The 26,586-nt window shown below is 32.1% G+C and carries 34 protein-coding genes; 4 read left to right on the forward strand and 30 right to left on the reverse strand.

The window, feature by feature from the left end; genetic code table 11:
* Window positions 1-12 precede the first annotated feature (12 nt).
* From IGJ04_RS14935 to IGJ04_RS14950, 4 genes are all read right to left on the reverse strand, one after another.
* Complete coding sequence (locus IGJ04_RS14935; RefSeq protein ID WP_438840378.1) at window positions 13-339, reverse strand: hypothetical protein; 327 nt, start codon at window positions 337-339, stop codon at window positions 13-15.
* A gap of 97 nt (window positions 340-436) precedes the next feature.
* On the reverse strand, window positions 437-1,003 hold the full coding sequence (locus tag IGJ04_RS14940; protein WP_202579671.1) for a WxL domain-containing protein: 567 nt from the start codon (window positions 1,001-1,003) through the stop codon (window positions 437-439).
* 73 nt (window positions 1,004-1,076) lie between these two features.
* Window positions 1,077-1,715, reverse strand: coding sequence for a SpaA isopeptide-forming pilin-related protein (locus IGJ04_RS14945; RefSeq protein ID WP_202579640.1), 639 nt, complete (start codon window positions 1,713-1,715; stop codon window positions 1,077-1,079).
* A gap of 15 nt (window positions 1,716-1,730) precedes the next feature.
* On the reverse strand, window positions 1,731-3,401 hold the full coding sequence (locus tag IGJ04_RS14950; protein WP_438839919.1) for a bacterial Ig-like domain-containing protein: 1,671 nt from the start codon (window positions 3,399-3,401) through the stop codon (window positions 1,731-1,733).
* Between the two features lie 1,201 nt (window positions 3,402-4,602).
* On the opposite strand from IGJ04_RS14950, the gene dltB reads away from it, so the two are divergent.
* Both dltB and IGJ04_RS14960 read left to right on the forward strand, forming a co-directional pair.
* On the forward strand, window positions 4,603-5,802 hold the full coding sequence (gene dltB / locus IGJ04_RS14955) for a D-alanyl-lipoteichoic acid biosynthesis protein DltB (protein ID WP_181034001.1): 1,200 nt from the start codon (window positions 4,603-4,605) through the stop codon (window positions 5,800-5,802).
* A gap of 798 nt (window positions 5,803-6,600) precedes the next feature.
* Window positions 6,601-7,158 (forward strand): DUF805 domain-containing protein, encoded by a 558-nt coding sequence (locus tag IGJ04_RS14960; RefSeq protein ID WP_181034000.1) that lies wholly within the window; start codon window positions 6,601-6,603, stop codon window positions 7,156-7,158.
* Window positions 7,159-8,186: 1,028 nt separating this feature from the next.
* On the opposite strand, the gene IGJ04_RS14965 is transcribed toward IGJ04_RS14960, so the two are convergent.
* The 6 genes from IGJ04_RS14965 to IGJ04_RS14990 form a co-directional block, all read right to left on the reverse strand.
* On the reverse strand, window positions 8,187-8,786 hold the full coding sequence (locus IGJ04_RS14965) for a tyrosine-type recombinase/integrase (RefSeq protein ID WP_192411281.1): 600 nt from the start codon (window positions 8,784-8,786) through the stop codon (window positions 8,187-8,189).
* Between the two features lie 131 nt (window positions 8,787-8,917).
* Window positions 8,918-9,124, reverse strand: coding sequence for a hypothetical protein (locus IGJ04_RS14970; RefSeq protein WP_010818055.1), 207 nt, complete (start codon window positions 9,122-9,124; stop codon window positions 8,918-8,920).
* A gap of 1 nt (window position 9,125) precedes the next feature.
* Complete coding sequence (locus IGJ04_RS14975; RefSeq protein ID WP_438840344.1) at window positions 9,126-9,410, reverse strand: hypothetical protein; 285 nt, start codon at window positions 9,408-9,410, stop codon at window positions 9,126-9,128.
* A 13-nt stretch (window positions 9,411-9,423) separates the two neighbouring features.
* Window positions 9,424-10,008 carry a recombinase family protein gene (locus IGJ04_RS14980; protein ID WP_431449856.1) on the reverse strand — a complete coding sequence of 195 codons (585 nt, stop codon included), beginning with the start codon at window positions 10,006-10,008 and terminating at the stop codon, window positions 9,424-9,426.
* Between the two features lie 459 nt (window positions 10,009-10,467).
* Window positions 10,468-11,127 carry an ABC transporter ATP-binding protein gene (locus IGJ04_RS14985; RefSeq protein WP_016632537.1) on the reverse strand — a complete coding sequence of 220 codons (660 nt, stop codon included), beginning with the start codon at window positions 11,125-11,127 and terminating at the stop codon, window positions 10,468-10,470.
* A gap of 18 nt (window positions 11,128-11,145) precedes the next feature.
* Window positions 11,146-12,642: an ABC transporter permease gene (locus tag IGJ04_RS14990; protein ID WP_438840379.1), complete on the reverse strand. Its 1,497-nt coding sequence runs from the start codon at window positions 12,640-12,642 to the stop codon at window positions 11,146-11,148.
* 141 nt (window positions 12,643-12,783) lie between these two features.
* On the opposite strand from IGJ04_RS14990, the gene IGJ04_RS14995 reads away from it, so the two are divergent.
* Both IGJ04_RS14995 and IGJ04_RS15000 read left to right on the forward strand, forming a co-directional pair.
* The gene (locus IGJ04_RS14995; RefSeq protein ID WP_207492792.1) at window positions 12,784-13,458 is read left to right on the forward strand and encodes a response regulator transcription factor; all 675 of its coding nucleotides are present in this window, start codon (window positions 12,784-12,786) and stop codon (window positions 13,456-13,458) included.
* 4 nt (window positions 13,459-13,462) lie between these two features.
* A complete protein-coding gene (locus IGJ04_RS15000) occupies window positions 13,463-14,779 on the forward strand; it encodes a sensor histidine kinase (protein WP_431449854.1) in 1,317 nt (438 codons plus the stop codon).
* A gap of 848 nt (window positions 14,780-15,627) precedes the next feature.
* Here the strand turns inward: IGJ04_RS15000 and IGJ04_RS15005 are convergent.
* The 20 genes from IGJ04_RS15005 to IGJ04_RS15100 all read right to left on the reverse strand — a co-directional run bounded on the left by IGJ04_RS15005 (window position 15,628) and on the right by IGJ04_RS15100 (window position 26,478).
* Window positions 15,628-15,906 (reverse strand): hypothetical protein, encoded by a 279-nt coding sequence (locus tag IGJ04_RS15005; protein WP_431449853.1) that lies wholly within the window; start codon window positions 15,904-15,906, stop codon window positions 15,628-15,630.
* Window positions 15,896-16,468 (reverse strand): hypothetical protein, encoded by a 573-nt coding sequence (locus tag IGJ04_RS15010; RefSeq protein ID WP_431449852.1) that lies wholly within the window; start codon window positions 16,466-16,468, stop codon window positions 15,896-15,898. The genes IGJ04_RS15005 and IGJ04_RS15010 overlap by 11 nt, the downstream gene beginning before the upstream one ends.
* 241 nt (window positions 16,469-16,709) lie before the next feature.
* A complete protein-coding gene (locus tag IGJ04_RS15015) occupies window positions 16,710-17,726 on the reverse strand; it encodes a hypothetical protein (RefSeq protein ID WP_431449851.1) in 1,017 nt (338 codons plus the stop codon).
* Between the two features lie 82 nt (window positions 17,727-17,808).
* A complete protein-coding gene (locus tag IGJ04_RS15020) occupies window positions 17,809-18,579 on the reverse strand; it encodes a Fic family protein (protein WP_438840380.1) in 771 nt (256 codons plus the stop codon).
* 31 nt (window positions 18,580-18,610) lie between these two features.
* A complete protein-coding gene (locus tag IGJ04_RS15025; RefSeq protein ID WP_172689726.1) occupies window positions 18,611-18,997 on the reverse strand; it encodes a type II toxin-antitoxin system HicB family antitoxin in 387 nt (128 codons plus the stop codon).
* Window positions 18,998-19,036: 39 nt separating this feature from the next.
* Window positions 19,037-19,234 carry a type II toxin-antitoxin system HicA family toxin gene (locus tag IGJ04_RS15030; RefSeq protein ID WP_170965540.1) on the reverse strand — a complete coding sequence of 66 codons (198 nt, stop codon included), beginning with the start codon at window positions 19,232-19,234 and terminating at the stop codon, window positions 19,037-19,039.
* 61 nt (window positions 19,235-19,295) lie between these two features.
* On the reverse strand, window positions 19,296-20,045 hold the full coding sequence (locus tag IGJ04_RS15035) for a DNA-methyltransferase (RefSeq protein ID WP_113844426.1): 750 nt from the start codon (window positions 20,043-20,045) through the stop codon (window positions 19,296-19,298).
* 124 nt (window positions 20,046-20,169) lie between these two features.
* Window positions 20,170-21,441, reverse strand: coding sequence for a DNA cytosine methyltransferase (locus IGJ04_RS15040; RefSeq protein WP_113844425.1), 1,272 nt, complete (start codon window positions 21,439-21,441; stop codon window positions 20,170-20,172).
* A 110-nt stretch (window positions 21,442-21,551) separates the two neighbouring features.
* Window positions 21,552-22,013, reverse strand: coding sequence for a transcriptional regulator, ArpU family protein (locus IGJ04_RS15045; RefSeq protein ID WP_113844424.1), 462 nt, complete (start codon window positions 22,011-22,013; stop codon window positions 21,552-21,554).
* Between the two features lie 13 nt (window positions 22,014-22,026).
* Window positions 22,027-22,353, reverse strand: a complete 327-nt coding sequence (locus IGJ04_RS15050; protein WP_431449848.1) for a hypothetical protein — start codon at window positions 22,351-22,353, stop codon at window positions 22,027-22,029.
* Window positions 22,354-22,485: 132 nt separating this feature from the next.
* Window positions 22,486-22,740, reverse strand: a complete 255-nt coding sequence (locus IGJ04_RS15055) for a hypothetical protein (protein ID WP_014862514.1) — start codon at window positions 22,738-22,740, stop codon at window positions 22,486-22,488.
* An 18-nt stretch (window positions 22,741-22,758) separates the two neighbouring features.
* Window positions 22,759-23,418 carry a DUF2786 domain-containing protein gene (locus IGJ04_RS15060; protein WP_431449847.1) on the reverse strand — a complete coding sequence of 220 codons (660 nt, stop codon included), beginning with the start codon at window positions 23,416-23,418 and terminating at the stop codon, window positions 22,759-22,761.
* Window positions 23,408-23,650, reverse strand: a complete 243-nt coding sequence (locus IGJ04_RS15065; RefSeq protein ID WP_113851341.1) for a hypothetical protein — start codon at window positions 23,648-23,650, stop codon at window positions 23,408-23,410. Before IGJ04_RS15065 ends, IGJ04_RS15060 begins: the two co-directional genes overlap by 11 nt.
* Window positions 23,651-23,686: 36 nt before the next feature.
* A complete protein-coding gene (locus IGJ04_RS15070) occupies window positions 23,687-24,001 on the reverse strand; it encodes a hypothetical protein (protein WP_113851342.1) in 315 nt (104 codons plus the stop codon).
* Entirely contained in the window at window positions 23,988-24,242 is a 255-nt protein-coding gene (locus IGJ04_RS15075) for a hypothetical protein (RefSeq protein ID WP_438709831.1), read from the reverse strand. Before IGJ04_RS15075 ends, IGJ04_RS15070 begins: the two co-directional genes overlap by 14 nt.
* 43 nt (window positions 24,243-24,285) lie before the next feature.
* Window positions 24,286-24,846 carry a thermonuclease family protein gene (locus IGJ04_RS15080; RefSeq protein WP_431449846.1) on the reverse strand — a complete coding sequence of 187 codons (561 nt, stop codon included), beginning with the start codon at window positions 24,844-24,846 and terminating at the stop codon, window positions 24,286-24,288.
* 91 nt (window positions 24,847-24,937) lie between these two features.
* Window positions 24,938-25,417: a single-stranded DNA-binding protein gene (ssb, locus tag IGJ04_RS15085; RefSeq protein WP_431449845.1), complete on the reverse strand. Its 480-nt coding sequence runs from the start codon at window positions 25,415-25,417 to the stop codon at window positions 24,938-24,940.
* Window positions 25,418-25,445: 28 nt separating this feature from the next.
* The gene (locus IGJ04_RS15090; protein WP_181953466.1) at window positions 25,446-25,790 is read right to left on the reverse strand and encodes a hypothetical protein; all 345 of its coding nucleotides are present in this window, start codon (window positions 25,788-25,790) and stop codon (window positions 25,446-25,448) included.
* A 5-nt stretch (window positions 25,791-25,795) separates the two neighbouring features.
* Window positions 25,796-26,164, reverse strand: coding sequence for a hypothetical protein (locus IGJ04_RS15095; RefSeq protein ID WP_202579695.1), 369 nt, complete (start codon window positions 26,162-26,164; stop codon window positions 25,796-25,798).
* 47 nt (window positions 26,165-26,211) lie between these two features.
* Window positions 26,212-26,478 (reverse strand): hypothetical protein, encoded by a 267-nt coding sequence (locus IGJ04_RS15100; RefSeq protein WP_174115638.1) that lies wholly within the window; start codon window positions 26,476-26,478, stop codon window positions 26,212-26,214.
* Window positions 26,479-26,586: the final 108 nt, after the last annotated feature.

Below are 26,586 nucleotides of genomic sequence, written 5' to 3' on the forward strand. Positions count from 1 at the left end.
TTCTTTCATTAGTTATACGATTATCCCTTTGTTCTGACGCCATTTATTTAAATAAGATACAGAGACACCATAATAATCCGCAATCTCATGAAGTGTATACCCCAATGCTCGTAAACGCATATATTCTTCTTGACTCATTCTACGAATTTTTCTCTTATCAGAAGTTAATCGTCGTAATTCTTCACTACACGCCATAATTTTCTTATATAATTCACTGGTTTCATCTCTATGCCATTCATCATCTAATGCTATCAAACGTAATAATTCTATTCGTGTCGCTTTAATTTTGTTCTTGTCTTGAAGAATTTTTTCATCATTTATACATCTTGTTTCATACATATTTCTTTACTCCATTTACTTTCTTCCCACTGTTAAATACACCCATTATTCTTTGAAAAAAGGGAAGCGATTTGCTTCCCTCTATTTCTTTTATTATTTATGATGCTGGCGCATCCGTTAATGTCCAAGTTAAATCTGCAGTATATTGTTCTGCTGATTTTGTTGAAGTTCCTGGAACGTGTAATTTCACGCCTGTTGTTTGCCAAGTCCCAGTCGTCACTCCATTTCCGTTTCCAGCTGCTGCATTCATCACTTTCACTGACTGTTCTGGTGTCAAAGTCGTATCTGAAGCTGTGACTGTTTCATTACTTGAATTAGCTACTACTCCACTAGCTAGACTAACTTGAGCCCCTGTTAATTCTTTTACTCCAGCTTTCAACTTCCCTGCTGTAACTGTTAGTGTCCATCCAGCTGAAGAACCACGTAAATCTGTCACCTGAACTTCACTTTGTGCTTGCGCATCATAATCTTTATCTTGTGTCGTAATTTGTTGTGTACCAAAATCAAAACTTGGCACTTTATCCAACGTTAAGTCCCCTGCAGTAAATGTCACTTTCCCTGTAGTTTGTTGTGGTGCTACTGCATCTGCAGAAATTGAAGAGAATCCAATCCCTCCTGCAATCATAGCCACTGTCAATGCACTAGTTAATTTCATTGATTTCATAAATTTTCTCCTTCTTTCTTAAAAAATTATTTATATAAACAAAATTCAAATTTTGTTTATTCCACTTGTTTAGCTACTTTGTTATATATTTCCGATACATCCCATAAATAGCACTTGCCAAAATAAGAATACCTAGAATCATCCAAACGTATGACATTTTGACACCTGTTTTTGGAAGGTTTCCTTTTGCTTTTTTAGCTACTTCTTGTTTTTGAGCTACAGGCTCTTTACTGCTTGTACTTTGATTTTTATTCGTACTCTCTACAGGTGTTGTTGATTGCGTTGTACCACCTGTTTTTTTACTTTTTTCATTATAAGCTGTAACCTTTACAGAAGTTTGATCAAATCCCACTTCAAATGGGATTGGGGTTTGATCTAGTTGATACCCCTTTGGGCTTTTTGTTTCCACAAACGTATATTTTCCTGGAAACAATCGGGTAAGGTGTATTTCTCCTTTTCCATCTGTCGTCATCGATTGAGCTACTTCTACTACTGCTCCTTTTTCATCTCGTAGTTCAAACGTCGCTCCTGATAATACTTCTTTTGTTTCTTTATCCTTTTTTTGCAAAGTTACAGAGACTTCAATCGAACCATCACCAGTAAAAGTAATTCCAGCTTGACTCGTTTTAGACTCTGCATAAGTAGTAATGCCTAAACAAAAAGTCAAAACCATTAAGCTACCCATTAACAACCATTGATAGACTTTTTTCATCGCTTCTATTCCTTTCTATGGCGTATCGTTTAACGTCCATTCAATTGTTCCTGTATACTCTCCTATTGAAGCCTCACCTGTTTTAATTTTCAATAAGATTCCTTTTTGAGCATTCCAATTTACTGTTATATCTGTGCTATCTTCCGACTCAGTAGTTGTTTTACTTGCTATCAATTGTGCAGAATTTTGTGTAATAATTTGTTCATCACTTTCTGTTTTATAAATTAAACTGTTAGGAAGTTCTTTTCCTTCATTATTTGTTAACACAGAATTCATTTTAGCTGTCAATTGCCACTTACTTCCTTTTCCTCGTCTATCAATAACAGTAAATTCTTCATTTTCAGAAAAGCGTGGCTCATAATAGCTTGTTCCTTTTTCTAATTCATGTATTCCAAAATCAAAAGTACTTGGAACATTCAATTCCAGTTTTCCTTTTACAGTAACTGTAGCAATTTTTTCAATGCTGCCATTTTTATAAGTTATTGGATATTTTCCTGGCCTTTGATTATCGACATTTCCAATTACCTGTATTTGATCAACAGTCAATGGAGTTCCTGATCTGTCAGTCGCTGAAACAAAATTATCTTCTTTCTTCCATGGATCTCCAACAAAAATCGAAGAATCTTTTACTTCAATACTACTCAAATCTTTATTTACTTGAATAGTATTGGTTACTATCATAGGATTATTTGCTACATTTTGTTGACTCCCAATAAATTTTACTGTGTTTGTCAGCTCTGTAATACCTGTAGAAATTTTCCCTTGGTATTTTACAATTAATTTCATGTTTGCTTCCAAACTATTTAATGTAAAGCTGATTTTTTTCGTTGAATTTTCATGCATTGTTACTTGATTTGTGATGATTTCTTCCCCAGTCACTCCTACTTTACTAATAACTAGTGAATCAGGATCATACTCAAACCCTGTTGGTAATTCATCTTCAACAGTAATATTTTTTACATCAACAGTAGGTTTAGCTACTGTATTATTTAATTCACTTACATATTCAATAGTGTCTCCTTCGTAAAATTTGTCCGAAGAAGTATCACTTAAATTTTTCACTGTTTTTTGTGCTGTTAACTGATTTTTAGAACTAAAATAACCTGTTACACCAGAAACATACGTATTCCCATCCGCTGCTTGTGTAGTAATTCGCAAATTTAATGGAATTTGGGAGTAATCTCCAATAGAAAACTCTTTTATTTGTCCCTGAATTCTTATCGCCGGACTATAATTATTATCTGGCATTAACAACTGATCTGGAGTCAATGAAGCTGTAATTTTCTTATTTTCAGGACTATATATTACATCTTTTCCCCAAGTTAAAGGCTGTGATTTTCCATCTGGAAGAACAACTTGTGGCGCAATAGTTGTATCAATCTCAATTACATCATTATAATAAAACTCAAAATTCACTCTATTTATTTCTTTTTTCAATAACATACCTTCTACATGCAAATCCATTACTACTTTATCATTTGGGCCTACTTTCCAACCACCACTAATAGAAGAGCCATTTTGTGATTGATTCCCCGAGCTTATTGCCGTATTATCAGATATATTTCCAACACCTAAAACAGCAACCGTCTTTCTCAAATAGCCTTGTCCATTATTTTCAGAGTTTTCATTATAGCCATAATATGGCAAGGTGTTCTTATAATCCAACTCTTGTGCACTTGTTGTCATTCCTCCCAGAATAAATAGGATAAACACTCCTAAGAAAAAATTTTTTATGACTAACCAATACATTCTATTCTTAGTCAAACCCTTATCACTCCCTATTACTTTTTGAAACCATACAAAATTTTAAACTTATAGGCTTGATTAAACAGCTATAAAAATTTGACTTCTTACAACGCTGATTACCTCCTCTCTTAAGGGGTAAGAAGAGGTAAGAGCTATTTCTGATTCTGCTGCAAACACACTTCCTCCCTCTTTAATTTTATATAATAAAACTAACTTATCCCTTTAAAAAGCAATTTAGTTTTATCCAATTTTGCTATGCAATGCGAGATAAACACCTTTCCTCTTTTACTATTTTTACAACTTCTCTTAAAGTGATTTCTCATCTTCAGAAAAAAGACTCAAGAATTTTTTGTCTCTTTTGCAAGGAATATCTCTATGTAAAAGATTACAAAAAAATAATATTTTCTTCAATAGGATTAAATAAAAAAAATGAAAAAATACCTTTTTTTATAAATTAAACCCTTACATATCAAACAAAAAAGAATAATAGAATAACAACTTTTTTAGTTTACAAAAGAGACAAAAAATTCTTGTGTCTCTTTCATTGTTTTTTACCTAATAAATAGCTTATACAACAATATCAATTTGTAGTTCTTTAACTTATTTGCAATCATAAAAAAAATAAATACACATTTATTTTATTGACTTTGATTTAAATTTTACATCTGTTGTTATAAACAACCTCCATATAGTGACAAACAACCATATTTTCTATTACCCTATTCAAATATACTCAGTGGTAAGTATATTTTATTAAAAAAATCACAGTATTTTACACTATTCCAACCAATTTTTTTGATAGTGTATTTTTTATTGAGAATTTTTAGTTACGATGCAGAATAATGAACTGTAAGATTCGTTTCTATAAAGAATTCAATACACTACTTTTTACACTCCAATTTTTGGAGCTGATATTCTTATTACTATTTTTTAAGTATATTTATGTAATGCAAAATAGAATTATAACCCTACTGAAAGCAATCGTTTCAGTATAATATTCTTCTTTTCTCACTATTGTTTTTTTAGATATACTAAATGTTACAACAATGTAAGAAAATCGTTAGACTTATATATGGAAATATTTTTTTTATTAACTATGATTAATAGATGAAAAAAACTATGAAAGACTGGTGGAAATATAGTGATGAATTTTCCTCATATGGTACCATATTACACCCCATTTTATTTTGTATTATTGATTATAGCATTGATACCAATAATCTTAACATTAATGTTTAAAGGAGAAAGATGGTCTTGGTATCAAACATTAATAACTTTACTTTTTCTTTATATAAGTTTTGGTGGTCATCGATGGCAACAAGGTATAACTATAATTGTATATACTATCTATCAAACACTATTGACATGGACTTATGCTACTTATCGAAAGAATAAGAATAAAAATAAAATATTTTATCTTTTCATTTTTCTAAATATTTTGCCACTTATCTTAGTAAAAATTTCTCCATTTATGCTAGAGAAAACTCCAATAGGCTTTTTAGGAATATCTTATCTAACATTTAAAGCTGTCCAAGTAAATATCGACTTGCGCGATGGATTGATTAAAGAATACTATCCATGGCATTACATTCAATTTTTACTTTTTTTTCCAACAATCTCTTCTGGTCCAATTGATAGATATCGGCGTTTTGAAAAAGATTTAACAAGTCCGCCCAATACAGAAAAATATTTAGACTTTCTAGATAGAGGTATTTTTTGTTTATTTTTAGGCTTTTTATACAAATTCATTATTAGTTATTATTTATATGAACTTTTACAATATGTTAAAGAAATTGCTTTAGCACAAGATGGTATTTCATTGTGGGCTTTAGGTTATATGTATGTTTATAGCTTATATCTTTTTTTTGATGTTGCTGGATACAGTTTATTTGCAGTAGGAACAAGTTATTTAATGGGGTATGATACTCCTATGAATTTTAATAAGCCTTTCTTAAGTTGGAATATAAAAGAATTTTGGAATCGTTGGCACACGACTTTATCTTTTTGGTTCCGTGATTATGTATATATGCGACTAATGTTCTTTTTAATGAAAAAGAACATGTTCAAAAGCAAAATTGTAGCTTCAAATATTGGATATTTTGTTTTATTTTTAATTATGGGGATATGGCACGGTTTAACCTGGTATTACATTATGTACGGAGTATATCATGCAACTTTGATTTGCTTAACAGATGCTTGGTTACGTTTCAAGAAAAAAAACAGAAAAAAAATTCCATCAAATAAATTGACCCACGCACTTGCAATATTTTTAACCTTCCACGCCATTTGTATTAGTTTTTTTATATTTTCAGGATTTTTAGATCAACTTTGGTTTAAATAGTTCAGTATCAAAACAAAAGAGATATAATAACTAAAATATACTTTTATGGTTAAAAAAAGGGAAGGTATAGTTTTCAATAAAAAAATATTGTAGGCTGTTATCATTTTATTAGGATTTTCTCATTATATTTATCATTTATTGAAATAGAATCAAAATTTTGTTAAATTCTCTTAGTAAATAAATTTAAGGAGGGATAATATGGACACTGTTCGCATTATTTTAAGCTTCATTGGTTTTTTTAGTAGCATTCTACTTTTATTTACATTTAAAGAAAGCTGGAAAGACTTAACTACTATGCAAAAAATCAATATTATAGTACTTGTTTGTTGTATATGTTTACCTTTTACCATAGAGTTTTTCCCAAAATTCTAAAACAACTACATTTACTTACACTATACGCCCTTGTATCTGTTATACAGAGGCGTTTTTTCAACAGACGTAGATGTTTCATTTGTACTTAAACTTTCACTAATTTTAGTTGAACTTATTTGGGTAGTTTCTTACGTCTCTTTCATTGTTTTTTTCTATCTTTAGGAAAAATTATACAAAAAAACTAAAACAATTTCTAACTTGTCATTATAAACAACTTTTTTTCGATTTGTAAATTGAAATTAAATATTACACACCAGTCTTTTGGGTGGATATTCTTATTGCTGTTATTTTTCATATTCTATATATTTTTAAGTATACTTATATAATGAAAAATAGAATTACAACCCTTTTAAAAAATGTTGCACCTCATAATACAATATAGTGAAATCTTTTTTGATAAAATATCTAATTTCAGGAGGGATTATTTTGACTAAAATTGAACAAAAAGGTAAAGTATCTTTTAAACAAGCAATCAAAGACTTTTTTTTAGGGTATTTCGATTTTAAAGGACAAACAACACGTGCAGGTTATTGGTGGGTTATACTTGCATTTATTCTATTAACTATAATAACTTTAATTTTAGGAATGTTTTTCTTTTTTTCAATGTTTGTTTCTTCTTCTGCGGAGGCTTTAAAACGGCTGCTAATTGTAGTCTCTATCTTTATCTTATTCATAATTATTCCAAGCTTAGCCTTAAATGTCCGTCGAATTCGTGATGTCGGTTTGACAGGTTGGGGAACTCTTTGTCTGTATCTTTTAGCTTTTATACTTTTTATGGCTCAAGGAACTTATAGCTATGTTTATAATTTTGATTTCATAGAAGGAAGCAAAGAAAATATTACATTAGGAAACAATATTCTAGTTACATTTTTAGATTTTACTATCAATATTCTTATGCTTCTATTAACCATTTTCCCTACAAATATGCTGACTACGAAAAGCGAAAATAAAATTTTACGTTTCTTTTTCCGATTGGCAGAATAAAAGCTCTTAAAATGGAACTTTGCTTCTAATTTAAACATGTTATACTTTGTCTATTCAAAAATGCATCATTAATACTCCACAAAAACACTAGGTTTTATTCATTTACCTAGTGTTTTTTTATATTAATATTCAGAAAAAAATAGTTTATAATAACCATTTTTATTTACTAAAAAAGAACTAAGTTACTTATCAAAAATAACCTAGTTCTTTTTGTATAATAAATTATTTAAAAATGAGATCTCCTATTATCTAGTATTAGTTTTTAACTAGAACTCAAAATACAATACTACTTTTCATGCACAAAAACTAGAGGTAGGAGTTAAAAAGTTTACAAATTATAAGCCTCTAGTATTCTAGCATGAATTAAGAATGTAAGAAATCTTGTTACCAAGAATTTTATCATCCCTATTTACAAGTATTCAACCTTTTTTATGAATAGTTTCCTATAGATTCTAACTTTTTTAACACCCTATCTCTAAAAAATAATATCGACTATTTTAATTCTTTCTTTAACAAAAAAACTATTGATTTTTGTTGAAAAACCTTTTATATTTTTTTTAGGTTGAACACATAGTGAATTAATCATTCAAGAGCTAATTCACTCTTTTGTTTTTTTCCATTCAAAATAAAATTTAACACTATTTTGGAGGTAACAAATGTCCGATTTCATATACATTTTTTCAAGTTTTATAAGCTTTTTCAGTAGCATTTTATTACTCTTTAGTTTTAAAACTGAGCGAAAAAAATTAACAACGCTTCAAAAAGTAAGCATTATTATACTGGTTTTCTCAATTTGGCTCCCTTTTTTCACTGGTTTTCTTTCAAACATAAAGTAAAAAATATGTTTTATTTTTACTCATAACAGTTCATTTGTTTAGTTCAAAGTCCTGTAAACTGTTACTATTTTTTTAAGACTCTATTATTCATAAAAAACAAAAAAATTGTGATATACATTCATAGAACCACAAAGCAGAAGAATAAAAATTGTAAATATGGTTTTTATTCTTCTGTTTTGTACTTTTATATTTTTATAAGTTTAAACTCATAACAGCTATATCTTTATCTTCTTGTGTAATCCCTATATACCTTAATGTATCTCTTTGGGAAGAATGATTTAATAAATCCTGAATAATTTCTATAGGTACTTTGTTTTTATATAAAAAATAACCAAATGTCTTTCTCATAGAGTGACTACCTATATTTGAGATTCCATTTTCACTTGCTGCACGGTTTAAAATGGCCCATAATGTTTGACGATTCATTGGTCTATCTATCCCTTTTCCACTAGGAAAAAGATAATGCTCTAACTCATCATTATTTACATATTCTGTAAAATTTTTATTGATATAAATCTCAAGTTCTTCTCGTAATTGGTCTGATAATATAACAGAATTGTACTTCCCTGTTTTTTGTTCTTTTAAAGACAATCTATTCTTAATCACTATTTTATTTTCTTCTATCATTGCTACATCTGATAATTTTAGATTTCTCAAATCCGAAATACGATAGGCTGTATTAATTCCCATAGAAAATATAAGCACATTTCGCTCACCATATCTCCCTTTACGCAAACTTTTTTTCATTTTATTTATTGACCGTTTATCTTTTAGAGGAACTACTGTATTCACTGTTCACACTTCTTTCATATTTTTATATTTATCATAAAAAGAATTCAAATGTACCTCTTCTTTTTATTTTCAATAAAAACCATCATGAATTATCTACTTTGATCTAATTCATGATGGTTTTTAAAAGTGTTTTAATTCTTTCCCGCACCTATTTCTATATAAGAACCATTGCTTAATTTATATTCTTTTTTACAGCTACTACACTTAAAATGATTATATTTTCCCAGCTCTCTTCTAGCCAATTGCCCACAATCACAAGCAACATATGCAACTACATTTGTCTTATTCCACGTAGTAATTTCTATTCCCCAGTGATCATATTTTTTTCGAACAACCATCTTAAATCTCTCCGTTTCTAAAACTATATCTTGCAATCATTTCTCTATATTCTTGTTTTGTTTTAGGCTGAACTCGCAATACTTCTTCGGCCAACTCTAATAATAGTTTTTCCACTTTTACTGACATCGTATCAAAAATAACCATTGGCTTATTTTCTTTTTCAACGCGTTTTTTGTATCTTTGATAATTTGCTGAATAGAGTCGACCATTTGACATTTTTTCTATTCCATATCCTGAAATCAAAGGATTTTCCAACAATTGAATGATTTTCTTTTTATTCTCCATAACATCTGAAAAACTAGTGAACATTTGTTTTTCCACTTTTTTCCTCCATTTTATCTAAATAGCGATAAATCGTTGTTCGAGAAACATTCCAACGTTCGGCAATGGTTTTAATCGGTGTTCCACTATCAACTAGAGTCTTTAGTAATTCTAAGTCTTGTGCTTTTAATTTTTCAGGACGACCTCCAAATCGCCCTCTTGCTCTAGCTGCCGCTCGTCCTGCCGCAGATCTTTCTAAAATTAGATTTCGTTCAAATTCCGCAAATGCTGCAAACAAATGGAACATAAGCTGTCCAGTAGAACTTGATTTATCCATTGTTATATTTTCTTGAACACTATGAAAACTAACACCTCGTTCATTCAAGCGATTGACGATTGAAATCAAGTCTTCCATATTTCTTCCTAGACGATCTAAACGCCAAACGACAAGTGTATCTCCAGATCGTACAAAATCAATGGCTGTTTCTAATCCTGGCCGATTACTTTTTGCACCACTCATATGATCTGAAAAAATTTTTTCGCATCCGAATTTATTTAAGCTATCTTCTTGTAAATCCAAATTTTGTAAACCAGTAGACACCCGGGCGTATCCTATTTTCAAAAAAATCACTCCTTTACAAAATCTATTGTAACATAACTTTAATCAACTAGTATATTTGAACATAGATTTTGATATGAGTTTATGAACACGAAAAGGAGTTAAAAATTTAAAAACTAGATAAAAAAATACTGTGTACAGAAACGCTGATTTTATGAACACTTTGTTTTAAAAATAAGAACTGCAAAAATCACTCAAAATAATTGAGTGATTTTCTTAGCGATTAAATGTTTACAGTTGGTGCCGAATAAAATACTGTTGAGAAAAAAATTCCACTCAACCTAAAAAAACGACTATTACTAAAAAAAGAGACTGAATAAAACTTGTCCCAGGATCTTCTGGTATCTCTAAAAACGAATAAACGGAGAGACAAAAGCAGCATCTTGAGAAATTTCTTCATATTCCTTACTACCTTATTCATTTCCTGCTCATTCATACTAGTTACACCGAAATTATGTTTGTTTAAGAGACTTGATTGAATTCTTGATTTTTCAGTTCATACACCACATCGCAGTCTTTAGCAACATCCTGTTCGTGGGTGACTAAAATAATACATTTTTTTTGCTCATGTGCAATCTCTTGGAAGAGTTTAACGATCTCTCTGGAAGTTGCTTCATCCAAGTTTCCAGTCGGTTCATCCGCAACAATTAGATCGTGTTCACAGCATAGGGCTCTAGTGATTGCTACTCGTTGCTGCTGACCACCAGATAGCATCATAACTTTTTTATCTGCTAAATCCTTAGTGATTCCGACTTTTTCTAAGTTTGCTAAGGCGTATGCTTTTTTATCTGTCTGTTGGCTTTGAGCAATCTCCATCGCTGTTACCACATTGTCTACTGCTGATAAATACGGCAGTAGATTATAGGCTTGGAACACAATTGATACATCTTTGCGACGATATTCCCGCAATCCAATTTTTTTCAACGATTTGTCGTCATAGAAAATTTCTCCACTTTTTGGTGTATCTAATCCTGCTATCAGAGATAAAAAAGTCGTTTTCCCAGAACCGCTCGTACCTAAAATTGCGTACATTTTGCCTTTTTCAAAAGTTAAATTAACGTTTTCGAATAATCGTCGGTTATCTTCGTACCAGTAGCCTAAATCTTTTGTTGATAGTGTCATTAAAAATTCCTCCTTTAATTAGGAAATCAATATTTTCTTCGGATTCAGTCGTAGAATTCTTGCTGATGAAAGGACAATTGAGAATAAACTAATCCCCAGCCCAATTCCTGCAAGACTTAAAATTTCGGTTGGTTGCATTGAGATATTTAGTTTTTTAATTTCTTTTGATTGTGTAAATGGATTGATTCCAATTTGACCACCTTTAGGACCACCGTTTCCGCCATCAGGTGCTTGTCCTTGGTTATCTTGATTTGGACCTCTATTTCCTGCCGTATTCGCTTCTTGTCCATCTGGACTTTGCGAAGTTGTTTGCTGACTCAACAACTGATTGCCGACTGCATTGCCAACAACATTTCCGCTAGCTGCAGCAATTCCTAAAGCGAAGATCATGCAAACAAAAATCTCAACGAAAAATTGTAAAATAACTTTGACTCGTGGTTCACCTAATGAAAGTAATACACCAATCTCATATTTACGTTCACGAATCGACAGCATAATAATCAAGGTTAAAATAATAACTCCGGCTACAGCTACTAAAATCACGACATTCTTCGCAAAGCTTGCTACATTATTCAATGGTTGAAGCATTTGCTGATACATTTGATCATTGGTTTCTAAACTGAATGTATCCGTATCGATCAATTTATTCGCTGCTTCTACAAAGCTGTCCATGTCTTTGGGATCATCTAAGTTATACACTGCCGAATCGATCGTTTTTCCTTCCGATCCAGTTAAGGTGTTAACCAGTGTATAAGAAGAAAAAATCGTATTCGCTGGATTCATAAAGTTGAAGCGAGCACTCATACTGTTGCTAGAATCACTTGTTTTGTAAATACCTTTAATAGTAACTTCAATATCTTTATCATCGATATCTTTAATCTTAAATTTATCCCCGACACTTAGATTGTTTGCTTCCGCTAAACTTTGCTCGATCAGTACATTATTAGTCCCTTCATCATCCGAAGTGATTGCCTTGCCTTCAACTAGGTTAGCTGTTCCTAGCGAAAAATCACTGTAAGAATTACTTTCGGAAACACCTTTAATTTGAAAATCCCCTTGACTCATCCCATCGGGGGCTTTCTGTCCACCAAATCCAACAGTTTGTTCATCCGAAGATTCCTCTTCACTATCACTTGAGATCGGTGTAATCCCGGTGCCTTTATCCGCTGAAGTACTTGCTTCAAATGAATATGATTTAACATTCGCTAATTCTGCGATTTTTTTCGCATCACTCAAGTTGACGGATGTAGGTTCAAAACTACCTGGATCTGGACGACTACTTTCGGCATCTGAATCTGAATTCGATTGCTGTTTGAACATTGCCTCTCGGTTCGTTGATAAGGTGACGGTCGCCCCGACACTTTTTTTCGCATTCGTGGTCGCCAATTCAGCTCCGCTGTGAATCGTTAACCCCGCTAATACAAAAATTAATATGGCGGAAAAGACGGTGATCATAATGATACTGCGTCCTTTTTTTGCCCAAAGGCTTTGAAGCGCCCGTTTGATATAGTTCATTTTGGTTCCTCCTTCATTTGTTTGTTTATAGAATAGGCAAGTTGGCTTAACCGAAGCTTAAACGAGATAAAAAAGTTTTTAAGGTTGTTTTAGGAAAGCGTGGTAAAATGAGTAAGTAATAGATGAAGAAGGAGAAAATCAATGATAAACCTTTTAATAATAGAAGATGAAGCTACACTTTCAGATAATATAAAAGAAATCTTGTCGGATTTAGGTGAGATCACACAGATCTATGATGGTGAAGAAGGGTTATTTGAAGCAGAAACTGGTGTTTATGATCTAATATTGCTAGACCTGATGCTACCAGAGAAAAACGGCTACGAAATCTTAGCAGAATTACGGAAAAAAAATATCCAAACCCCTGTGCTGATTCTAACTGCAAAAGATAGCCTAGAAGACAAAATCACTGGATTTCAAAAAGGTGCAGACGATTATTTGACGAAACCTTTTTATCGCGAAGAACTGATTATGCGGGTCAAAGCGTTATTGAAGCGTTCTTTAGGATTGTTTTCTGAGAATCAAATCGTCTATAAAAATATTACCTGCAACCTTGCGACAAAAGAAGTGATCATCGACGATGAGATCTTATCAATTCAAGGAAAAGAATTTGATCTCTTGATTTATTTCATCCAAAATAAGGGCGTGATTTTAACAAAGGAGCAAATCTTCGAGCGGATTTGGGGCTTTGATTCTGATACGACCATTACAGTTGTAGAAGTGTACATGAGTCACTTAAGAAAACATTTGAAGCCGTCAGGTGCAGATCAGTTATTTAAAACACTGAGAAATGTCGGCTACATTTTACAAAAGGATTAATGCTATGAATACCGAAATATCAAGAAAACAACAATTAAAATTTTTCTTCTTAAATATAGTCGCTTTTGCAAGTATCTTCATATTATTAGGATTTATAACTCTACAGCTTCTACAAAGATCTGCCTACCGCCAAACAGACCTGTCACTAACTCAAATGGCGGAAAATGAATATCTTATTCAAATGGAAATCAACCGGTACCAACAAAGCAATCCCTTTCTAGCACAAATGCCGGGCAATCAACTGAGAGAGAATGGACCAGAAGGTAATAATCAGTTCAATACTCAGGTCATTTTATGGTCAAAAGAAGGAACGATTCTCAACAAAGACACGATTGGTGGGCGATTCACTGAATTGGAAAATTTGACCTTAGATAAGAAAAATCTCGATTCTGTTCAAGCATTAAGTTTAAAAAATGCAGGCTATTCTAGCCAAAAACTTTTCTTTCATTCGTATACAATCAAAACAGATAAAGGAGGAGACATCGCCTATATTCAATTTTTAGCAAATACCAATCAAATCGCAGACTCCATGAAAACTTTCAAAACAACACTGGTTATCTGTATGCTCGTCTTTTGGCTGATTTCGATTGGAATAAGCTTTTACATTTCAAAAATGAATATGCAACCCATCATGCTCTCATGGCGCAAACAACAGGAATTTGTTGAAAATGCCTCTCACGAATTACGCACGCCACTAGCAATCATTCAAAACAGCCTGCAGCAATTATTCACCCGACCCAATCACACCATCTTGGAAGAGTCTGAACCAATTGCTCAAGCTCTGAATGAAACACGGCGAATGAAAAGCCTGACTGAAGACCTGCTAACCTTGGCACGCAGCGATTCCAATCAGTTGCTTCTGCAGAAAGAATCAGTTAATCCCAAGGACTTTATTCGTCAATTAGCCCAGCCCTTCCAGAAAATTGCAGAAATAAACGATCAATATTTTGTCTTGGAAAACTTTGCCGATCAACCAGTGATAGTCGACGAAAAACGTATCCACCAAGTTCTAGTTATTCTACTGGACAATGCGCTAAAATACACAGAAGCTAAAGAAAAAATCGTCCTGCAATCTGAAATCTCCAACGATAATTGGCTGATTGAAGTCAAAAATAACGGCCCTTCTATCAACGATGAAGACAAAAAACGAATTTTTGAACGCTTCTACCGCGAAGACCGCTCACGTTCTAAAAAAACTGGTGGCTATGGTCTTGGTCTCGCAATTGCCAAACAAATCATCACTCAACATAAAGGCAAGCTGTCCGTAAGAGACTGGGAACCTAGAGGAGTCGTTTTTCAAATACAATTACCAATGAAATAGATGACAAAACGAATAAAATTTCGATCAGATAACAGAATTTTTTATACCTGTTTATAATTTCTTCTCTTTTGTTTCTATAATTTTTGAGACTGAGCAAAAACTTGTCTCAGTCTCTTCTAGTATCTCTAAAAACGAATAAACATTGAGAACAAAAAGAACTTGAAATCCTTTAGAATTAATTTGACGAACCAATTCATAGGAGGATTCAAGATGTCTTATACTCAGCTTATCAAATATAGCCTAACTATCTATTTCACGGAAAATTATTTAAAGTATCTTAAGCCAAGAAAACAACCTGTGATTCTAAAAAGGTAGTCTTTTGTATACTTCTCTTTTGAAAAATAAGCGTTGACAACCTACTCATAAATGAATAAAATTATTTACTTCATTTTAAATCAAGCGACATAACTAAGAAAAAGAGGGAACTATTTTTTTTAATAGTTCCCTCTTTTCATATCTATCACTTACCCCTTCTGCCCTCCCCATAATCCTTACATCCGATATTTGTTCCTCTTTTTATAATTTTTGTTACTTTTTAAATTTTTCATTCACTTATTTTATAATAGTATTTCAACTACATGGCCACACGTTTTTGAGCCTGTTTAAATAAAAAAATAAACATAAGAATCGAATAATTCAAAAACTTAAAAGTTTTTGACCTGTTTGGTTCATATAAACTGTTATGTAGCGTATGAAGTCAAGGTAGAAATTCCTTCTCTTCGGTCAATCAGACATTTATACTTGACTTCATACGTTTTTGCCCTTTCTCGTCCTGCGCCGATAGCTTGTACTAGATTAACTTCTTAATCCCAATCTATCGCCTTTTCTAGTTTAAGGGCAAAAATGCACTAATCATTGTATTGGACAAAATCTTGAGAAATAAGCTTTACAGATATCACTTTATTATCTATATCAATATCTACACTAGTAAATATCGAAGGAAAACTTTTTATTTTAATAGAATTTCCACTAATCCTAAATAATAAGGTTTGAATATCTCCAAATTCATGACTATCATAAATTACCGCGATATATCCTAATTCATTCGAAGATACAATGATATTAGAACCATTACTAGCTTTAAATTTCCAACCCTCAATTAAATCTATCTCTTCCTTAAACTCCAATTATTAATCCCCCTACTTTTTTAGACGCAGTACCTATACCCCAAGTCGTCTTATATTGAATATTCAAAGTATAAGCTAAATATTGACTTTTACCTTTATAAGTAGCATAAATACCACCTTTATATACATAAGCACCATTAATATTAACAGAGGACCTAACCGTCTTTTTGCCACCCATATCTAAGCCAGCATCCAATTTAATAAAAGGAGCACGTGATGCTGATATAATATATTCAGTTCTAGATTGCGTATTAGAAACCTTTTTTGTAGAACCTGTTAATTTAACAACATTGACAGCTCTAGCATTTATACCTGTAGAATCTAACGGAGATTGCACCGTAACTACAGAAAAATACTCATCAGATTCATCAAAACCTTTACTCAAAAAATAATCTGCTTCTTCTTCAGTAAGATCTTCAAAATTAATAGCATCTTCAGCACCAACAGAAATAGCTGAATTTACTGCTTGAAACTCAGTATCAACTTCATTTGCAAAAGAAACATCATTAAACAAAAACAACGATCCTAAAACAACAGAAACAAAAATAATACACTTCTTCATAAATATGTCCTCCTTAATTATATAATGATTATACAGTTATTATATAACAAAACGTAAGCGTATTCAACAAAGAAATAGTACACTAAATAAGCTTAAATGAACTATTTTTTTAATTCTCTGTTCATGTGTATAAATCAGTTACATTGCATTCGTTTAAATCTCTACAAAGCGTATCAAGATAAATAAATGTTACCTCAATAAATAAAACTTTCTTGTTATATATTGATTAATAAAAATATTTCTAACTATTGTTTTTACTTTTCCATTTGCGATAGTTTTGTTTATCATTAACTATCCAAGAAGAAAACAATTTTTTACTATATTTTTCAAGTAACCCTCTAACAACTCCCATAATAAAAAAAATAAATAAACATATCAAAAAAAACACTTCTATATCCTGAGTATTAAAAATATAAATTGATATTGACCACGACAAAATAATTATATAAAACATAAATTTAATACGTTCAAACTGTATATAAATATTTTCAGAAATATTTTTCCTCTCAATATTATCTATGTTTGTAAACACTCTCAAAACTATCTTCGGTGTACACAAAAAAGTAAATAGTGTTGAAAATATTGAAATAGTACCAAAATTTTCTTTATTAATTATTGAAAATATATACGAGATACTTCCAAATAAAAATAGGTAAAATACTTTTAAACCCATTCGAAATAACCTTTGTTTTAAAGAAAGTTCTGTAGACTGTAACTTTTCTGGTAAGAACACATTCAAAATAGTTAATGTTATTGTTAAATAAAAAAAGATATATATTAACTTTGATAAAATGCTTATAAATTTACCAGTTTCATATAAAAAATGGCTATTATTAACAAAGTAAAAATTATAGGCTAAAAAATTCAATATATAAGTTAGTAATATCTGTAACCAACTCAAAACCATATATAACACTATCAAACAATTCAAAATTAGTAATAATGATATTCCAAAACGCTTACTTTTTATCAGTTTCAAACTCAACCGATATAATGCAAGAAGCAAAACTACTTCTATACATAAAACGCATACACATATAATAAATATCACACCTGTTAAAAATAAGTTATCCGATAAATTAATAAACTTAACCAATGACAATTCTATGAATAATAACATCCCTAAAATATACGGCATCAGCATATAACACATTATTTGTATTAAATCAACTTCAACACTCCCCTTTACTAATTTATCGCAAATATTTTCAAATTTTTCATTCCATAAAAAAGTTTTTATTTGCTGAAAGTATTCCATGTTTATTCACCTTTTGTTATTCATTTACTTTTTAGTTAATATTTTCTTTATCAATTACTGGTTCAGTATTTTTTCATATCGGCTATCTATTATCTATGTTTCTTTTTCTAAGTTGAGACTTTATTTTATACGTCTTTGCACGATCAAATTGTTTTTCTTCAATTGGTTCTCGTAACGCGTGTTCTCTTTCTTTTTTTGAAGGAAGCGTACTTAATAATCGTTTAAATGCTTCGTTTTCTGATTCAGGGGTTTTAGCCTGATAATATCGCATTAAATTTGTAGTGAAATCAACACGATCTAAATCATTGAACGGTAAAGTTAAATAGTTTTCATTTTCAAAAGTATTCATTGCTGCGTTAGCAGCGATTAATGCCGTTCGTTTATTTCCATCTTGGAAAGGCTGTAACTTAGAAATACGTACAAAAACACGCCAAGCATCTTCTTCTTTTTTTCCTGAAGCTTCAAAATCATTTACAATGTTATCCAAATCTGTTCGACTAATTACTTCAGGTGGAAAATAAGCATCTTGGCTTCCTTCATCAATAATAATCGCAATTTGATCATCCGAATTATAATACGCATTTCTTAAATGTCCTGGCATATTTGGCTGTTCATCAGAAATTGAATCAAATTGTTTATTAATCGCAATGATCCCTTCTGTATTAAAACCTATTTCTTTAACTGCAGCGATTCCTTTTAACGTATCAGTAAAAATAGCAATATCATCTTGGTTCTGACGAAGAGGTTTTACTGACTTTTGATCCAACGCTTTTTTTGTCTGAAGAACAGTACTTCCGTAGTTATTTAAACTTCCTAAAGAAGTAATAAATTTTGCTAACGCTGTGTTATCCATAACATTCACCTACTTTTTATGCTTAATGTTTTCAAAGACCTAACTTTTCTATCAAAGCTTCTTTCATGGTACTTGAAAAATTAATTCCTTCTTTTTCCGCTCTTACATTTAACCAATGAGGAATTTTTATTGTTTTTTTATCTGGTTTTGTATCCTGTAAATAATCCGATAAATCTACTGTAACCAATGTCACAAACTGAGTTTCTTTGTTAACTTTCACATCATTTATATCACTTGCTTTCGGTAACGCAATTCCATGTTCTACATTCCAAGATAATTGAATCCCAAGAACATCTGAAGCCATTTCTAATCCTTCTTGAATATCCGCTCCTTGCGTAACTGCACCTTCTACATCAGGAAAATAAATGCCGTACCCTACTTTATCTTTTTCGAACACTGCTGGATAAATTTTTAACATTAGTCATTTTCACCCTTTCAATATTACAGAAAAGGAGTATTACTCCTCTTCTGCTTTTTTCAAGGCTTTCTTTATACTGCTTTCTACAACTCGCGATAATTCTTTTCCATGAGAAGGAAGTGTTATAGGTCTTTCACCAGCTTTTTCAAACTTCCGATGTGAACCTTTACCACCTTTCACTTCAAAAAATCCTATTGAATTTAACAGCTGTTCCGCCTTACGTACTGTCATTGGCATGTGCACTATACCTCCTGACACTTCAATTATAGTACGCCCAGTACGTGTTGTCAATTATTTATCAAAACAATTCTACTTGCGTCACATTGGTTTTTATCCGTTCCAAAGACTGTTTATAATATTTTTCATTCGTTTCAAAACCAATAAACTGTCGGTCTGTATTCAAACAAGCAATCGCTGTTGTCCCACTTCCCATACAATTATCCAAAACAATTTCTCCTGGTTTTGTGTATGTTTTTACTAGATATTCTAATAACGCTACAGGTTTCTGTGTAGGGTGAATGGTATATTTTGTCGCATCTTTTGAAAAACGCAAAAGATTGTTAGGATAACCTGTTACCTCTTGTGTGTAGGTCTTTCCAGAAAGCCTACTAGAATAAACATTATCATCATATTCTGATCGACTAGCTACACGCTTATTTTTTAAGGGAATTAAGCCTTGCGGATAATAATTAGGTCTTCCTTTTGAAAAAACAGAAATCGTTTCTATGCAACGCATTGGTTGTGTTTTCGCAAATGTAAAACCAGTCACATTATTTTTCAACCAATACCAGTCATATTTATAAAGTTTGAAATTGCTCATACGTAATGCAGTAGAAAAAGGTTCTGCCCCGAATAAAACAATAGGGGTATCTTTTTTAGCTATTCGCAAATAGGATTCCCACAACTTATCCCAGGACAATACCTCATCCCAGGAACAAGCTGTAGTACCATAAGGCAAATCACAAATAATCGCATCTATTGATTCATCCGGTATTTTTTTCATTCCTTCTAAACAATCTTCAAAGTAAATCGTATTGTATTCCATCATAAGTTACTCCTTATGATTTAGGCCTAAATCGTTTATTATTCAAGTCTTGATACCTTTACTTTACTGATTATTTGTTTGAAAGGTTTTCTAACAAATCTTGAAAAATGTTGCTAAAAAGTCCTTTTTAGAACCTTTTAGCAATATCATATATCACTGCCACTGTAACTGAATTCCCCGCTTGTTTATACAAACTACTATCAGACATTTTTTGCTCATACTCACAATGATAATGATCTAACTTATTCTCAATAATAATTTTTGCTATCTTCCTACTTCCAAATTTTGCTGCTAAAAACGCTTCATCTGGAAAAGCTTGTAGTCGCCAACATTCCATTGGAGTAAGTCTTCTTATCTGAAAATCTTCAGTAACTACTGCTTGCTGATCACCTGTTAACAACGTATGTGCGTATTTTTTACCTACGCGCCCTCTTCTTTTCTTTGAATTTGGAAAGGCAAAATTAATGCTATCACCTGGTCCAGCTTCACTATAACCTTCTTTTGTTGCTTCTCGAACCAAAATTTTAGGTTCTTGGCCACCGCCACCCATCGTTGTAAGAGTAGGAGAAAGCCCGTTAACTGAAACAACCGCTGAGGAAGAGCGAAACTTATTGTCTAACAATCCTTCAACAATAATTCTTTTTTCCACCTGCGTTGTTTTTGATTGAGTAGGAACCATTATTTTACTTCCTTCCCCATTATTGCAAGTAATTGTCGGACTTATAGCATCCGAGGAAAATACATTTCCGTTCATTCCTCTAGCACTTGGATTCACATTACCAACAACTTGTTGTTTTCTTCCTTTTGAATTTATTTTTGCTGATTTAAAATTAATTTGGCTTTCTTCTCCTGTGATAGGAAATATTTGGTTGGTACTTGCTCCTCTAAGACGTCCGATAATAAAGACACGTTCTCTATTTTGTGGGACATAATTCTTGCTGTTAAGCACTTGCCATTCCACGTTATACCCCAATTCATCCAAAGTTCGTAAGATTGTCTCAAACGTAGCGCCTGAATCATGGTTGAGGAGTCCTTTAACATTTTCAAGGAATAGATACTTGGGCTGCAAAATATGTGCGAACCGTGCAATTTCAAAAAAGAGAGTTCCTCGAGTATCTCTGAAACCTTTTCTTTTTCCTGCAACACTGAAAGCTTGGCATGGAAATCCGCCTGCGATAATGTCCACACGTCCGATTCCTCGAACAAATTCATCTGATATTGTTGTAATGTCATGCATTTCTACCTCATTTTCTGTATTATGAATTGCTTTGTAACTTTCTCTTGCTTTGGCATCAATTTCACAAAAACCTATACACCGATGTCCTGCTTTTTCTAACCCTAATCGAAAGCCTCCAACTCCTGAAAATAAATCTAAAAACGTTAATTGTTGCTTTGTCATGAGAAAAACTCTTTCTCACAGCGCTGTGGTCGTTATTCAAGCTTGTACCAGAAGTATAACGATTATTAGGTTTACAGAGAGTCGCTTCTTTGTTGCCAAAAAGTTGTTATTTAGCGATAAAACAACAAATCTAAAGCCAAAGCAAACTGAAGCATTGCCATTTTGGAATCATCAATAATAATATTTTTTTGATAGTTAATCCGTTCACTCACAGCAACTACAGATAGTCCATAAAAATAACGATAAAAAAATACACGCCGTCGTCGTTCCGTTATTTCTGGACGATACGGGTGCATAATCGCGGTAAATGCATGAGTAAAACATGCTTCTGTTTTTAAGTATTCTTTTTCATGTTCAGATAAGGAAAGTCCTTGTTGCTCTTTTTCCCTGATTGGGTCGTTTTTTACAACTAAAAAACACTCACTCGTTAACTGAGGATAGACAGTAAATCCCATTCGTTCTCGATTGATTTTCATTGTCTGTATAAAAATCCCTACAGCCTTTTTTGTTTTCGGCCAATCAATAAATTCAAACGGTGGCAATGTGTAGTCTTTAATATCAAAAAGACTCAAAATTTCACCTCTTTTATGCTATAATCAGTACGTTACTGAAGAAGGCTTCTTTCAGTGACAATTGTGGAATGGCCAGAGCGATTGCTCTGGCTTTTTCTATTTTTTGTTTTAAAACACTCATTCTCAGACTTTTCAATCGATACCTGGAATAAAAATAAAGTTGCCAAGTTTGTACTGGGTAAAGTATATATGCCTGTTTATTCATCAAAGCTTCTTTTTCTTGCTCAATGATCTTTTTAGCTGCTATATTTTTTGAAAAATATAACTTTTCTATTTCCTGTAATTCTTCTAAGCGTATGTGAAACAAGTAAAGTCCTGCTGTTCGCTTAATGTTTTTCATCATTCTTTTCTCCTAATTTTTATACCAAATAAAAAAGCTCTCTATCAACTAGAGAGCATCGTCAAAATTGAGAAATATAATGACCTTCTTAATGAAAATCTCTTATTATTTTATACTATGTTTTTCCAAAATTCAATCTCTCATAATTACTTTTTCTTTGTAGGAAAGAAAAAATAATTGATTTGTTTTTTCAATATATTGATAGATTGCTACCTTCAATGTGTCTGTTAGCCCTGGTATCTGATTAATTATTTCTTTCACTTCTGTTTCATTGTATTCAAAAAAATCCCCCTTCCATATCAACGTTACTGTTAATTCTACGTTCCGAATTTGCAAAAAATACGTACAACCAAACGTGTTGCCACACTCACGGCCGTAAATAAACATGTTGCTTTCACTCTTTCCTTATACTAATCTTTCTCTTTGACTAAATTGTTTCCCTTCTTCAACGCCTTCCTGAAATGCTACTAGGTCTTTTGTTTTATGAGAAGTATCTTTTCCTGGCACTAGTGATAATTGATCAAACTCTTTTTGCACGTGCTCTGGAACTTGTAAAGCCATTTCGTACCCTTTTGTTTTTACTTGTTCCTCAAATTGTTCCTGCAATCCTACAAGATAACCTTGAATATAATCTTGTTTTAATTGCCATTTCCGCTTTCTTTTTCGTTTGATTTCAGGCCGTTGCATGAATCTCCTTGCACTATATGCAATACTTCCCTTTGCATAATGAAACGTAATATCCGCAATTTCTACATCTGTTTTCGTTCCTAGAAAATGTAATTCTACAGGTGTTCCTGCTACATAATAAAACTTTACTCGAAAATTCCAAGCAATAATTCCTGCTAATCGATATAGCCATTTCTGTGGCTTTCCTTGATATACAACAAAATCAACCACTTTCTCTTCAAAAGAAAATTGTTTATAGTCAAATACTTGTTCCTCAGATACTCCGTAAGCAAGCATTAGCTCTTGTGCTTTCGCTAACGCGCTCATAGATTCTTCATCATTTGCATCATTCGCTAAAGCTAAAAGCTTTTGAATTTTTATAAATCTTTTATTTTCCATTCTTTTCCCTTCCTCCTGTTCCAAACGCCTTCATTATTTGATAATCTGCTCGAATCATTCGTTCCATTGTGTGAGCAGGATAATAGCGCTTTTCGCTCATCTCTTTATCTTTTGCCACAATTTCTTCCCACATCTCTTTTACTTCTCGAGAAACTAAACAATCAATTCGTGCTTTTTCCTCCACATGTGGAGCTGTTAGGTTCACATGTGGACCTGATTTATTTTGTTTCATGCCGCATTTCCTTTCTTTTTAAACAAATTTTATTTATCATTCATAGATAACTGTAACTCTCCGACTAGAGAACGCCTCTCTATATATTGTTCTTCTAACATATCTATTGCCAGTTTCTTCAGAAAGTAAATATGTTATAATATATTTCTTTTTCGCTCCCTTTGCATCAGTCTTTTCAACTATAACATCTTCTATTTTGCCGCGTTTTTTCACTGTTAGTATGGCTTGATCCAAGTTTTGTTCAAATAAATACTCATCACACTTTATTACAAAAAACCAAACACCTACATACAAAATTGCATGGACTACTATTATCAATAATTTTTTTGATGTAATTTTATTTTTGAACATTTTGCACCCTTCTTTCTCTCACTGAACATTGATATTTATACTCATCCCAAGTAGTAAACAAATAGATAAATAACAAAAAGAAAATAACTAATTTAATCAACAACGGTAAAAATTGCATTAACATACCACATAAAATCATTGCGACCACCAATCGTTTATTCATCTTGTATTCACGTCCTTTTTTCAGTAAAATATAGTTAGCTTTTTTATTTTGATCCCTTTGTTTTCGGTACTTGTTCATTTATGACAAGTACCGTTTTTTCTTTAAATCCAATCTATTAGCACTAGTTACTCCATATACCTAAATGTTGTTGCTGCGCTAATGCTTGTTTTTCTTCTAACTGTTCTAAGTATTTTGCTTCTTTATTTTTCACGTAAGCGACTTTTGCTAACCCTTCACTTACTAAGGTTTCCTGCAACAATTGACCATCTACAAACACATACGCCAATAATCGACCATAGCGATCTGTTTTATTCGTTTCATCAAATTCTAGTTGGATTTCTTTTGCATTACTCAACAATGTTTTTGTTCGATTACTTGCCTCTTTACCAAATGGTTGAACAGGTGTGTTCAGTTTTACTGTTTCAGGAGTATCTATCAACAAATACCTTACTTTTTGTTCCTTGCCATTTACAAGAAACACACTTGTATCACCGTCTACATGTCGAACAAAGTCTACAGCTACTCTTTCTGAAGAAGCTTGTTTTTGCTCAATTTGTTGTATTGATTGGTGTAGTTCTTGCGTTAATCCACCGATTATTTCTTGTGTGCTACAGCCCGTCAATAAAAGAAAGCTAAGACAAGAAACAAAAAAGAAGCCTATTTTATTTAGTCGTTTCCTCATTTCTTCTTCCCTCTATAATTTCTTGCTCCATGCCTGCGTAGCATAGAGCAAGACTATTTATATTTTCATAAAACATTACTTAACAAAGCTCTCAGAACGGCAAGTCATCATCTGAAATATTTATTGGATTTCCATCAAATGGATCATCATTTGGCATTGGATTATCTGCTGAAGAATGATTGCCTATATTGTCTACAGTATTAGATGGGTTCTGATTCGTTGACGTCCTTTGTTCTCTTTCTTCTGCTTGAGAACGTGATTCTAACAACTGAAAACTTTCCACGATTACTTCTGTTACATAAACACGCTGACCTTGTTGATTTTCATAAAATCGAGTTTGAATTCTTCCTACTATTCCAACCAACGTTCCTTTTCTAACATAGTTCGCAAACGTCTCCGCCGGCTTACGCCAAATCACACAGTTGATAAAGTCTGCTTCACGATCACCATTTTGGTTTTTATAATTACGATTTACAGCTAAAGTAAACGTTGCAACAGCTATTCCACTAGCTGTATAGCGTAAATCTGGATCTTTTGTTGCTCTTCCAATTAATGTCACATTATTTATCATTTATAGTTCCTTCTTTCCTATTTTTTGATTATTTAGCCATATTTTGTCTAATCTTAGTTTCAGCCATAGCTATTCCTATTTCTTCTTGTAAGTAAATAAATTCTTCTTGTTGCCGTTCATAAGCCTCCCACATTTCATTTTCTATTGCTATTAATCTTTTTGCTTCTTCCTCTTCTTCAATCAGCCGTTGCTTTGTTTCTTCTTGAGCTTTTTTTATGTCTTCAATCTTTGTAAAGTCATATTTTGATTGTAATTCTTCCCAAAATTCTTCATCATCCAATTCCATAATATTTTCTTCTAATTCTATATAAGCTTGCTTCAATCGTTTTTCTTCCAACCAGGAATTTGCTTTAGTATCTGTTTGTAATAACATATAATTCACACCTTTATTTTATTCTTGTTTTTTCTAACTATTTTTAAACACTGCTTTTTAAGCATTAAATACACAATTACTATAGCTGCTATTGTAAGTAATCCTTTCATCAATACAGATAGGAGAGGCACGAAAAAAATAAGTATAGGCACAAAATATATCCAAAAATAATAAAACGCCGTCAAAAGAAGCGCACACAAACTAATAAACGCCAGAAAATAACAAATTCTTTCTACTCCATGCGTTTGACTAAGCCCTTTCATCACATGTAGTATTGGCCAACCAATCATACGAATAACCAACGACAACAGAAAATCAATCCCTACACTAATCAAATCATATAGATTCTCAAAAAATAAACGGATTATTTCCATAGAAATTCCTCCTCTCACTGGCACCTTTTATCATTGGAAAGGAGCAGCTACGCTGCCCACTGTTCCAATCGTTCAATTGCTTTTTTATCATGTTCGAGGTCGGTTGTAGTGTACCATTCAGGTAATTCCTTCTCAGAGAATAGACTATAGAGAAATGTTAATATTTCCATACTTTCTTTAGCTTTACTGACAGATCCGCATTGATTCACGTAAAATCGAACTTCTTGTCTTAACCTATCAACATAAGAATAATGAAATGTTTTATTTTCTTTTATCATGTTTTTAAGTCTGTTTTTTTCTTCTTTTGTTAGCATTTTTTCGTTCTCTCCTCTGTTTTCTTTATGATTATATTATAGCATATCAACTATAGTCTTACAACTATAAATTGATTTTTATATAGTACTTATGCTATAGTTAAAAAG

It is taken from the genome of Enterococcus sp. AZ050 (genome assembly GCF_051715085.1).
Lineage (GTDB): Bacteria > Bacillota > Bacilli > Lactobacillales > Enterococcaceae > Enterococcus > Enterococcus faecalis.